Origin of the sequence: Vibrio bivalvicida, assembly GCF_001399455.2 — a bacterium.
Lineage (GTDB): Bacteria > Pseudomonadota > Gammaproteobacteria > Enterobacterales > Vibrionaceae > Vibrio > Vibrio bivalvicida.
Genome location: NZ_LLEI02000010.1, coordinates 16,657 through 29,002, shown reverse-complemented (window position 1 = coordinate 29,002; position 12,346 = coordinate 16,657). Strand labels below are relative to the sequence as shown.

Annotated in this window: 9 protein-coding genes; 4 read left to right on the top strand and 5 right to left on the bottom strand. The window is 46.0% G+C overall.

The window, feature by feature from the left end; translation table 11 throughout:
• Positions 1-21: 21 nt before the first annotated feature.
• Genes gspF through gspC form a run of 4 tightly spaced genes read right to left on the bottom strand, consistent with a single transcriptional unit; the run spans position 22 to position 5,680 of the window.
• Positions 22-1,245: a type II secretion system inner membrane protein GspF gene (gene gspF, locus APB76_RS00810; protein ID WP_054962690.1), complete on the bottom strand. Its 1,224-nt coding sequence runs from the start codon at positions 1,243-1,245 to the stop codon at positions 22-24.
• Positions 1,245-2,735 (bottom strand): type II secretion system ATPase GspE, encoded by a 1,491-nt coding sequence (gspE, locus tag APB76_RS00805; protein ID WP_054962691.1) that lies wholly within the window; start codon positions 2,733-2,735, stop codon positions 1,245-1,247. Before gspE ends, gspF begins: the two co-directional genes overlap by 1 nt.
• On the bottom strand, positions 2,735-4,765 hold the full coding sequence (gene gspD / locus APB76_RS00800; RefSeq protein ID WP_054962692.1) for a type II secretion system secretin GspD: 2,031 nt from the start codon (positions 4,763-4,765) through the stop codon (positions 2,735-2,737). The genes gspE and gspD overlap by 1 nt, the downstream gene beginning before the upstream one ends.
• A 39-nt stretch (positions 4,766-4,804) precedes the next feature.
• Positions 4,805-5,680 carry a type II secretion system protein GspC gene (gene gspC, locus APB76_RS00795; RefSeq protein WP_054962709.1) on the bottom strand — a complete coding sequence of 292 codons (876 nt, stop codon included), beginning with the start codon at positions 5,678-5,680 and terminating at the stop codon, positions 4,805-4,807.
• A gap of 288 nt (positions 5,681-5,968) precedes the next feature.
• Between gspC and hslR the strand changes: the two genes are divergently transcribed.
• The 4 genes from hslR to APB76_RS00775 all read left to right on the top strand — a co-directional run bounded on the left by hslR (position 5,969) and on the right by APB76_RS00775 (position 11,428).
• Positions 5,969-6,355, top strand: coding sequence for a ribosome-associated heat shock protein Hsp15 (gene hslR / locus APB76_RS00790; RefSeq protein ID WP_054962693.1), 387 nt, complete (start codon positions 5,969-5,971; stop codon positions 6,353-6,355).
• Positions 6,356-6,384: 29 nt separating this feature from the next.
• Positions 6,385-7,260 carry an Hsp33 family molecular chaperone HslO gene (hslO, locus tag APB76_RS00785; RefSeq protein WP_054962694.1) on the top strand — a complete coding sequence of 292 codons (876 nt, stop codon included), beginning with the start codon at positions 6,385-6,387 and terminating at the stop codon, positions 7,258-7,260.
• Between the two features lie 337 nt (positions 7,261-7,597).
• Positions 7,598-9,229 (top strand): phosphoenolpyruvate carboxykinase (ATP), encoded by a 1,632-nt coding sequence (pckA, locus tag APB76_RS00780; protein WP_054962695.1) that lies wholly within the window; start codon positions 7,598-7,600, stop codon positions 9,227-9,229.
• A 240-nt stretch (positions 9,230-9,469) separates the two neighbouring features.
• The gene (locus APB76_RS00775; protein ID WP_054962696.1) at positions 9,470-11,428 is read left to right on the top strand and encodes an AsmA family protein; all 1,959 of its coding nucleotides are present in this window, start codon (positions 9,470-9,472) and stop codon (positions 11,426-11,428) included.
• On the opposite strand, the gene APB76_RS00770 is transcribed toward APB76_RS00775, so the two are convergent.
• A complete protein-coding gene (locus APB76_RS00770) occupies positions 11,386-12,321 on the bottom strand; it encodes a bifunctional GNAT family N-acetyltransferase/hotdog fold thioesterase (protein ID WP_049844128.1) in 936 nt (311 codons plus the stop codon). The two genes, APB76_RS00775 and APB76_RS00770, sit on opposite strands and share 43 nt — an antisense overlap.
• Positions 12,322-12,346: the final 25 nt, after the last annotated feature.

The window sequence follows — 12,346 nt, the reverse complement described above, 5'->3', positions numbered from 1 at the left end:
GCTTAATTTTGCTAAAAGCTGTTATGAACTCATTAAGTTATTCATTTCTAAAATTGGCATTAGAGTCGCCATCACAATAAACAACACCAACCCCGCCATTAAGGCAATCAGAGCCGGAGTAAAGATGCCTAATGCAATGTTGATTGTCGATTCAAAGTTCGAGTCTTGGTTATCCGCAGCACGCGTTAGCATGCTTTCTAGCTCTCCACTTTGTTCACCACTAGCAATCATGTGCAACATCATTGGTGGAAACAATTTGGTTTGCTCAAGTGCGCGACGCAAACTAGCACCTTCTCGAACATTATCCGTCGCGATTAAGACCTGCTGTTTAACGTAATGGTTCGACATAACGTCTACTGCGACACGCATTCCTTCCAAAATTGGAATCGCGCTCGAAGTACAGATAGATAAAGTGCGGGCAAAGCGTGAGGTGTTAAGACCACGAGCAATCTTACCAATTAACAGCATAGAGATGATTTTGCGATCCCAACTTAAACGTAACTTAGGCTTACTGAGGGCAAACTTAAATAGATAGATCAGCACAAACAAGGCAATCAAAAGGTAAAGACCCCAGTTCTGGATAAAGTCACTGGCGGCTAGTAAAAACTGAGTTGACTGCGGTAGCTCTTGACCCATTTGGACAAACTGACCAACAATTTTTGGCACGACGGCCGCAAGCAAGAAAGCCACAATACCAACCGCGAATACCACCAGCACTACGGGGTAAATCATCGCTTGCTGCAATTTAGAACGTAACTTCTGACGGTTTTCAGCATAATCAGCAAGACGTTCTAACACGGAATCTAAATGCCCTGACTTTTCACCAGCCGAGACCATAGAGCGAAACAGCTCATCAAATACGTGCGGAAAATCTGCCAAGCTATCGGCCAAGGTATAACCTTCCGTTACCTTAGATCGAACCGCAAGCAGCATAGTTCGGATACGTGGCTTTTCTGATTGCTCAGACACCGCTTTCAAACACTCTTCGAGCGGCATACCAGACTGAACTAAAGTAGCCAACTGGCGAGTGATCAAGGCAAGATCTGGAGTGCTTAGCCCACGTTTAAATTGAAATGTTGCTTGGCTAGTCTGCTTTTTCGCCTTCTGCCGGGTTTCGCTAACTTCAACCGGAATTAAGCCTTGCTCTTTGAGCCGAGCACGAACCTGACGCGCGTTATCGCCTTCGATAACCCCTTTCTTAGACTTGCCTTTTGCATCGAGTGCTTTGTATTCAAATGCCGCCATTAGCCTTCCTTGGTGACTCGCATCACTTCTTCAAGCGAAGTAACACCTAGACGCACTTTCGTTAGACCATCATCACGGATACTTGGTGTCTGCTCTCGAATATGCTTTTCGATCGCCTGCTCACCCGCTTCACTGTGTATCAATGTTTGTACATCATCATCAACAATCAATAGTTCATGAATACCTGTACGGCCGCGATAACCTTTAAAGTTACACTCTTCACACCCACATGCACGGTAGAGAGTTAAGTCATCTTTCTTTTTCAAGTCAAACAACTTCTTGGTCTCTTTATCGGCCTCGTAAGGCTCTTTACACTCGGGGCACAAAGTTCGTACTAAACGCTGTGCTAAAACACCGAGTAGAGAGGAGGAAATCAGAAATGGTTCAATCCCCATGTCTCGGAGACGCGTAATGGCACCAACAGCGGTATTGGTGTGGAGGGTCGACATAACCAAGTGACCTGTTAAAGAGGCCTGCACCGCAATTTGCGCTGTCTCTAAGTCACGGATCTCACCAACCATCACCACATCCGGATCTTGACGTAGAATTGCACGCAAGCCACGGGCAAATGTCATATCCACTTTGGGGTTAACCTGAGTTTGGCCGATACCATCGATATCAAACTCGATTGGATCTTCAACTGTAAGAATGTTGCGCTCATTACTGTTTATTTCGGTCAGACCCGCATAAAGCGTGGTCGACTTACCTGAGCCCGTTGGGCCAGTAACCAAGATGATGCCATGTGGACGAGCAATCATTTGGCGAAATGCATTGTGGTTGGTTTCTGTCATACCCAGACTATGCAGATCTAAGCGTGTCGCGTTTTTGTCTAACAGACGCATTACCACTCGCTCACCATGTGACGATGGCATGGTTGATACACGCACATCCACGGCACGTCCACCAATACGCAAAGAGATACGACCATCTTGTGGTACACGCTTTTCAGCAATATCAAGCTTCGCCATGACCTTAACTCGCGACACAAGCAAAGGGGCCAGCTTACGGCTCGGTGAGAGCACATCACGCAGCACGCCATCAATCCGGAAGCGAATTGAAAGACTTTTCTCAAAGGTCTCGATATGAATATCCGACGCCCCTTCTTTGATCGCTTCGCCCAGCATCGCGTTGATAAGCTTGATGATAGGTGCATCGTCTTCTGACTCAAGCAAATCTTCATCTTGCGGTAAGTCTTCAGCTAACGAGAAAAAGTCGTCATTGTCTGCGCCAATGTCTTCCATCAACTGACGAGCTTCTGAAGAGTCGCGTTGGTAGGCTTCGGTTAGTTTGCCATCAAACGCTTCTTTGCTCAGCTCCTGCATATCAAAAGGCAGCCCACAGACCCGCTTGACTTCGATAAGAGCCTGAACCGAAATCGGCGCAATATAGTACAGCACTAGCCCACCTTCAGCAGGCTCTAGCACTAACTTAAAACGATTGGCAAAGCTAAACGGCAAGCGTTTAAAGCTTGGAATTAACTCTAGGTCCATTATTGCGCGCTCATCTGATCGATAAATGCCTGAATCTCAACTGGGTGAGCAATATCCTCACCATACTCAGGCAGTACCGGTATATGACCATCATCCATTAGCTTCAAGCCTTGATCGGCTCTATACAGTTGTTCAGCGCGAATAAAGTTGTATTTACGCTGAGTAATACCATCTGCGGTCATACCGTCACGGATGATAGTTGGCTTGATAAACACCATGAGGTTTTTCTTCTCTACCTGGGTGCTGGTTGATTTAAATAGGTGACCTAGGTAGGGAATATCGCCCAGTAGCGGTACTTTAGATTCACTTTCCAGCGCACGCTCATCAATCAGGCCACCAAGGACAATCATCTGACCATCTTCAACCATCACTGAGGTATTAAGTTGACGCTTGGCAAAGCGGACATCTACCGCGCCATTGGCACCAAGTACGTTAGAGACTTCTTGCTCAATTTTTAGCTGGACCGAGTTACCTTCGTTGATTTGTGGCACCACTTTAAGCTTGATACCGACTTCTTTACGCTCAACGGTCTGGAATGGGTTGTCATTGTTTGAACCGGTTTGTGAGCCGGTGATAACTGGCACTTCTTCACCGACAATAAATGAGGCCTCACCGTTGTCCATTACCGTAATACTTGGTGAAGATAGAATGTTCGAGTTAGAGTCGGTCGAAACAGCACTGATCAATGCTGTCCAGTCACCCATCACTACGCTTAGAGCCGCACCATTTACACCACCTAGAGCAGAAGCCAGTGTAGAGTAGTCTCCTTTGGTTGTCGTTTCCTCATAATATTTGATCTCACCAGTATTCGAGTCTCGGATCGGTTGCTTGTCTACCGTATCTTTGGCTTCTTCTAAGCCAATCATCACGCTACCGATTGATGCGCCAGCATTAGAGTGCTGAATCACTGCTCCGGTATCCAGAGAGCCCCACTGAACACCAAAGTTGAGGCCATCACCCTCAGCCATTTCTACAATGAGTGCTTCAATTAATACTTGAGCACGACGAATATCAAGCTGAGCGATCACATCTTGCAGTGCGTTCATGATATCAGGTGGAGCAGTCACGACTAACGCGTTGGTATCTGGGTGAGCAGCAATCATCACTTCACCACGTTTTGCACTACTCGCTTGCTTCGAGCCAGAAGATTTCTCTGCTTGCAGGTTGTCCGAAACGCCTTTAAGCACATCGACTAGGTCTTCAGCTTTGGCATACTTGAGGTAAACCACACGGTTGTTACCCTTTGATGCCATCTCAATATCAAGCTGCTTAATCAATCGACGCAGGCGATCACGTACTTGCGGATCACCAGAAATCAGAATTGAGTTAGTGCGATCGTCCGCCACCAGCTTAGGCTGAAGGAAAGCTGGGGTGTTTTTAGCATCAGTGGTTTTATTCAAGGCTTCAACAATTCGCACCATTTCTGCGGCAGACGCATTGTCTAGCTCTACCACTTCAATCTCTTTGTCACCCGCTTGGTCAACACGCTTGATGATATCCGCCAAACGATTAACCACTGCAGCACGACCAGTAATTAGGATAATGTTGGCAGGGTCATAGTGAACTACGTTACCCGCACCGGCATTATCGTTAAGCTGACGCAATAGCGGCGAGAGTTCGCGTACCGAGACATTACGTACCGCGACAACTCGGGTTACAACCTCATCACCATTGATGCTGCCATCACCGACAACCGGAACAGCCGAGGTCTTGGCGTCTTTATCTTTGATAACCTTTAAGATGCCGTTATCCATTTCAACCACTGCAAAACCATACACTTCCAATACATTAAGGAAAAAGCTGTAGTATTGCTCTTCAGTCAACATATCGTAGCTGCGCACATCGACTTTGCCGCGTACGGAAGGATCTACAATGATGGTCTTTTCTAGATTACGACCAACTATATTAATAAATTCTTGGATATCTGTGCCTTTAAAGCTGGCACTAAAATCGTTTGCTGCCACCATAGCAGGTGACGTCAATAAGCTTCCTGCTAAAAGCCATGCGCTTTTTTTAAGCCAATGGTTCACTCTGTACTCCTCGGATCGACTGACGCTGCTGCGACAACCTTATAATTCAATGTATATTTCATGTGGTTGACCGTTTCGCTCTACGGTTAGATTAAGTTCGGTCAACTGGGACAAGCTTCTAAATACTTCACCCATTGCCGCAGAATCTTTGAGATCCAGTCCATTAATTGAAATTGCAATATCACCCGGTTTAAGACCGACAGCGTCAAATAGCGCTCGGTCTTTGCCTGGAGAGAGACGGTAGCCAACCACCTCTCCATCTTGTTTTACTTGAGACATCCGCACGTATTGGAAGATCTGTTTAGCATCTTGGCGGATTTCTTCGCGAATTTTATTTAATGAGTCAGGTGAAACCTGACTGCGTGTCACACTTTTAGGTGCTTGCACCGCAGTGTCAGAAGGCTTGGTGTACTTCAACCCTTCCAGCATCACAGTTTCGTTGCGACCAGAGTTGTCGATAATGACACGATCGGATTGCACTTGGATCAGCTTAGCGCGAGTGCCTTCAATGACCTCATTAAGACCATAAGTCGCTTGCTGACCTCGGTTGGCGATCACCGCTAAGCTTTTATCAGGATTAGAACTGGTCACGACACCGACTAACACCACATTCAATCGGCTCTTAGGCGCATCTTGTACTTTGGGTTGTTCAACCACGGGCGCGTTAGTTTGGTATTTGCCAAAAAGGTTGCTGTTTTGCAGCTCGGAAATGTCGATTCGCGATGAACTATCTGAACCCACCTTTACCACACTGCTTGGTTGCCATTGCGATATAGAAGGCGTGCTCCACGGTTGCCAAATCATTTGCCCACCGATCCACGCACTGAGTGTCAGCAGAATCATCATCACTGCAAAACTGACACGCTGTTGAACGCCAACTTCTTTTAACGCCTCGCCAAATTTATAAAGTGTCATTGCACTATATTGCTTCACTCGCTGTCCCTATCTGTCTGGCTAGGTGCCCTGATTGTTCCGCCTTAAATTATGGTATTTAAACCCGTATAACGGAGGTTAATAATTAGTTATCAAAGATGTAGCGGATCATTGTATCAAAATATGAAACAAGCTAAACATAAAACCACGAAACGTCACTTTTTAAGAGCATAATTTATATGATCTTGCTTGAAAAATGCCACATTCGTCACCATTGTTACATCATCTGGGTGTACTGACATCCACCGCAGTTAGAGGGCAAGATACACAATGGGTTCCCAAACCGAAGCAGTTAGACTCGATAAATGGCTATGGGCAGCACGATTTTATAAGACTCGCTCCATCGCTCGCAACATGGTCGATGGTGGCAAAGTCCATTATAATGGTCAACGTAGTAAGCCAAGTAAGGCTGTCGAACTCGGTGCGGAAATCACTTTAAGGCAAGGGCACGAAGAAAAAACCGTGGTTATAGACAAGATCTCTGACCAACGCCGCGGAGCCCCAGAAGCACAAACGCTCTACTCTGAAACAGCAGAAAGCCTTAATAAACGTGAAGAGAACGCGACACGCCGTAAGCTTCACGCCCATAACCCTAGTCCAGAGCGCCGCCCTGACAAAAAGCAGCGCCGCGATATCATTAAATTTAAACACCAATAAGCTCAAGCAGATTTACGAGGAATCGCCACATGGCAAGCAATGTTTTAAACCGCTACTTATTTGAAGATCTTTCAGTACGTGGTGAGTTGGTACAATTGGATGACGCTTACCAACGTATTATTTCCAGCAAGGAATATCCAGCACCACTACAAAAGCTGCTTGGAGAGCTATTGGTTTCAACAACACTTTTGACCGCAACATTGAAGTTTGAAGGGTCAATTACCCTGCAACTGCAAGGTGACGGCCCAGTATCATTGGCAGTGATTAACGGTGATCACGACCAAAAAATTCGCGGAGTTGCACGCTGGGAAGGCGATATCGATGACGATGCCAACATCCATGACATGATGGGTAAAGGCCACCTGGTTATTACTATTGACCCTAAGAAAGGCGAGCGTTACCAAGGTATTGTTGGCCTTGACGGTGACAACTTATCTGAAATCCTCGAAAGCTACTTCGCCAACTCAGAGCAGCTTAAAACCCGCATTTGGTTAAGAACTGGCGAGCATCAAGGCCAGCAACGTGCTGCTGGTATGCTGATTCAAGTGATGCCAGACGGTACAGGCACACCTGAAGACTTCGAGCACTTAGAGCAATTGACAGCTACAGTCAAAAGCGAAGAGTTATTTAGCCTAGAAGCTAATGATTTGTTGTACCGTCTCTACAACCAAGAGAAAGTTCGTCTATTTGATCCACAAGCTGTTGAGTTTTTCTGTGGCTGCTCCCGTGAGCGCAGTGGCGCAGCTATCGTGACTATCGATCGAGCAGAAGTGAACGACATTTTAGCCGAGGTAGGTTCAATTTCTTTACATTGTGATTACTGCGGCACAAACTATTCGTTCGACGAAGCTCAGGTATCTGAGCTGTTCAACCAATCAGGTATGAGCAATAAAACGCTGCATTAATTTATACGACATAGCAAGCCTGTAATTTACCCTTCAAAAGGCCAGCACATGCTGGCCTTTTTGTGATCAACCCCCCGCAATACCTAGTCTTAGCCGTAATAAACTAACCTGTTAATTTTTGTCAATTATTAATCATTTTGCTCTAGCGCAAAGCTTTGCGCACACGATAAACTAACTCCACCAATATGTGATGCGTCGCTTAAAACCCCAATAAAAATGCGGATATTTTTTGAGCTATATCCCTGTTTTATATGAGACCGATTGCTAGCATGGTGAGCAGACAGAAGTTCAAAAATTATTACAAAATCCCTACAAAATATTCCAATAAGGAGCACCTATGACCGTTATGGAACATACAAAGGCTGCAACAATTGATCTTACCAAACACGGACTTCAAAACGTAAAAGAGGTTATTCGTAACCCAAGCTACGAGATGTTGTTCGAAGAAGAAACTCGCGCAGATCTGGAAGGCTATGAAAAAGGCGTGGTCACCGAATTAGGCGCAGTCGCTGTTGATACCGGTATTTTTACTGGACGCTCACCTAAAGATAAGTACATCGTTAAAGACACCACCACACAAGAGCACATGTGGTGGACATCAGACACAGTGAAAAACGATAACAAACCGATAGACCAAGCGGTATGGAACGACCTTAAACAGCTCGTCACCAATCAGCTATCAGGTAAACGTGTTTTCGTTATCGATGGTTACTGTGGTGCCAACCCAGACACTCGCTTAAGCATTCGTGTTATCACTGAAGTTGCATGGCAAGCGCACTTTGTGAAAAACATGTTTATTCGTCCAAGTGAAAAAGAGCTGGCAACGTTTGAACCTGATTTCGTGGTGATGAACGGTGCCAAATGTACTAACCAGAAGTGGGAAGAGCACGGTCTGAACTCTGAAAACTTCACGGTATTTAACCTGACTGAGCGTATGCAACTTATTGGTGGTACATGGTACGGTGGTGAGATGAAGAAAGGCATGTTCGCGATGATGAACTACTTCCTTCCTCTTAAAGACATTGCTTCTATGCACTGTAGCGCCAACAAGTGTAAAGAAAACGGCGACGTGGCGATCTTCTTTGGTCTATCTGGTACAGGTAAAACCACGCTATCTACCGATCCTAAACGTGAGTTAATCGGCGATGATGAACACGGCTGGGATGATGATGGTATCTTCAACTTCGAAGGGGGTTGTTACGCGAAAACCATCAAGCTATCAAAAGAAGCAGAGCCAGACATCTACAATGCGATTCGTCGCGATGCACTACTCGAGAACGTAACCGTACGTAGCGATGGCTCGATTGACTTCGATGATGGTTCAAAAACAGAAAATACCCGTGTTTCTTACCCTATCGAGCACATAGAGAACATTGTTAAACCTGTTTCTAAAGCGGGTCATGCCAACAAAGTCATTTTCCTATCTGCTGATGCATTTGGTGTTCTACCTCCTGTTGCTAAGTTGACACCTGAGCAGACTAAGTATCACTTCCTATCTGGCTTTACAGCTAAGCTGGCGGGTACTGAACGCGGTATTACTGAGCCAACACCAACCTTCTCAGCTTGTTTCGGTGCGGCGTTCCTAACGCTACACCCAACAAAATACGCCGAAGTACTGGTGAAGCGTATGGAAGCGGCTGGTGCTGAAGCTTACCTGGTTAACACCGGTTGGAACGGCAGTGGCAAACGTATCTCAATTCAAGATACTCGCGGCATCATTGATGCAATTCTTGATGGGTCGATAGAGAATGCGCAGACCAAACATATTCCAATCTTTAATTTGGAAGTACCTACTGCATTGCATGACGTTGACCCAGCCATCCTAGATCCACGTGATACTTACACTGACCCACTACAATGGGAAAGCAAAGCGAAAGACCTTGCTCAGCGTTTTATCAACAACTTTGATAAGTACACAGACAATGACGAAGGTAAATCTCTGGTTGCAGCCGGACCTCAGCTAGATTAGTGACGTATACCCAAAATAATTGGAGTTGCAGCGCGGCCACAAGACAATTCAGCCCTATGAGCATAGGTATTCTATGTGATTAGGGTGAATTGGCGCAGTGAACAAAGCTGCAGATTCAAGTATGAAGGGTATGATTGGAAATTGTGTAGCTAAGCCCCTAAGTTGAGGGGCTTTTTGTTGCCTGAAAAGAAAAAGTGTTCCAAGCTAGTAGCATCTATCGACGAGGGAAAGTGATTAAACGTGAAAAAAGCACTCTTGCTGCTTGCTATCCTAGTGGTCAGTACCATCACTCTATCCGTACTTGCGTTGTATACTGTCATGCAAACCAGTTACGCTGCAAAACTCGTCACCACTTTTATTAATACCCTGACGCCTTATCAACTAGAAACCACCCACGCTGAATATTCTCCTCCATTCCAACTGACATTAAGCGATGTTGAGCTGCAACATGACGACAATGCGATCCAGCTCCCTAAGCTCACCTTATGGCTGAGCCAGTTTCCTTGGCAACAAGGCAAATTAAACTTCGACTCTATTTTAGTCGAAGGTGCAAGTTTAGATCTGAATGAACTTGAATCTACCCTTTTCGAGCAAGTTAAGCTCCACCAGCTGGCCTTTAAGCATGTCGATATAAACGCGGGGAGATGGTCAGCACGTGGCGTCAACCTGCAGATTGAAAACCCAGTCTGGCAAAGTGCACAACAGTCTTTGCCCTACGGTGATATTCAGCTCTCGGCTGAGCAGCTTTACATACAAGGGGAGGCGTTGGATAACCTGCTTGTCGATATGCATTACCAAGCGACTGACAGCACGGTGTTTGGTAGTTCATTTAATTGGCGTGGGGCCAACATTTCAGGCCAAGCAGAACAATACCCGCAAGGTTGGTCGCTAGTCAATGTCACCATAGATCAACTCACGCTACCACAGTCGACCCAAATTGAACGCCTTGTCACCACACTCCGCAACCTCAGCTTACCGATTTATTATATTAACAGTCTCGATATTATTAACAGTTCATTCAACTACCGTCATTGGCGATTCGAGCACCTTGATGCCTCACTTGAAAATCTCGCACTTGAACGCTCGTCATGGCAACAACAAGCTGGCTATGCCTCCTTTGATGCAGAAAGCATTAGCAATAGAGAACTGCAGCTCTTCTCACCTGGCGCCAAGTTGGCCTTCAGTCACAATCAGATCCAAATTGAAGAATTTGATGCGGATTTCAAACAAGGACGGGTACAGCTACAAGGGGTTGTTTCACCGCTAGCAGTCAAGCTCTCGCAACTGACAGTAAGTGGTATTAGATGGTTAGAACAAACCGAGCAGTTAACTCCTAGCCTAAAAGCTGCCGTCTCTTCGCTCAACCATTTAACGATTGACCAGTTGGACATAGAGAACGCACAGTTTATCCAAGTCGAAAAACAGCCATATTGGCAAATCTCTGGGCTGAATGTCGAGGGCACAAATCTGCTGCTTATCGATCAAGACAAACATGGACTGTTAGAAGGTAAACTGGAGATCAGTGCTAATGCCGCTAGTATCGACAAATTGGTGTCTTCCCAAGCACACCTCACTGCTCACGCAAGCAACAGAAAACTTACCTTAGATCGAGCCTTTATTCCTCTCGAGCAAGGTTATATCGAAGCAAATGGAACCTGGGATAGGGGCAGTCTAAGTGCCCCTTGGCAGCTAACACTCCACGCCGACGGTATACCGCTTGAACATTACTTTGTAGAGCAATCTCTGCCTTTCTCACTCACAGGGCTTGCCGAAACAGAGGTTGAACTCAAGGGATTATCTGGAGACTACTCTATGCTGTCACACAGCCTATCAGGGAAAGTAACGACCTATTTCCACCAAGCGACTTTACAGGCTAAAAGCTCTGATGGTGCACAAGAATATCAACATCAATTAGACTTAGGAGCGGTAGAGATGACAGCTGATCGTGGGCGAATAACCGTGAGTAGCCCTAATAGCATTTCACAAATTGCTGGAGAGATGGATCTAACCAAGCCGCAATTTTCCACCTTGCTGTTTAAATCACAACATGATTGTGCTGAGCTTTGGTCAGATATTCTTAGTGCCACCAATGTGATAAAGCAGACTTGCAAGCCTGACAAGCCTCAACCGATAACGCCATCACCAGAACTAGAGATTCACTCTTCAGCTACAGAGTCTTCGCCAAGTACCGATTTATAATTAGGGATCAACATATAAGTACCAATAAAGTCGACGGCAGCCTGTTCGCCACTCTGAATGGTCACATGAATGACAATTCTAGCTTTGCGTCCTGATGCCAAACGATCTAAATCGCCACTAATGCCATCAAGCGACGTGGACGCTACAGGGTTTTGCGTCACTGGGTGACGATAGCGGATTTGGCTATCAGCCAGCACAATATCACCACTTAACCCACGCTCTTTCATCAGTAGCCAGGTCATTCCCCAACCAGTAAGCGTCGCTAAGGTGAAAGCAGAACCGGCAAACATTGTATTGTGCGGGTTCAAGTTGGGGTTGAGCTGCGCGCCACATTCAAACTGATAACCTGTGTATTGGTTTATCTTGATGCCCATCTTGTCACTAATCGGAATTTGATGTTCCCATCGCTCTTGCAGCTCAGTACACCACTCAGGTTTACGCAGCACATTCGCCATAGGATCAAGATGCTTCACCATTTGCTGGTGTCTAACCGGGCCACGCTCGTCGGTCAATTCACCACGTCGCTCAAAGCCATTATTCTCATAGAAGGAGATCGCATCCTCACGGGCATTACACACTAAGCGTTTCGCCCCTTCCTGGCGCGCTAATGATTCTAAGGCAACCAATACCAGTGACCCCATGCCTTTGCCACGACGAGAGCCTTTTACTGCCATATAGCGTATCTGGCCCTCACTGTCTGGCGTGATGTACAGCCGGCCGATAGCCATCGGTCTACCACGACCATCAACAATCATGCGATGATGGCTCATCGGATCGTATTCATCACGTTCTGAACCAATTGGCATTCGCCACGGCTCTCGCAACATCTGCCAACGAAAGTGATAGTACTTATTCAGTTGGTTATCGTTTTTTGGCGTGATCAGCTTAAACATAAAAATCCTTTTTATAGAGACGAAC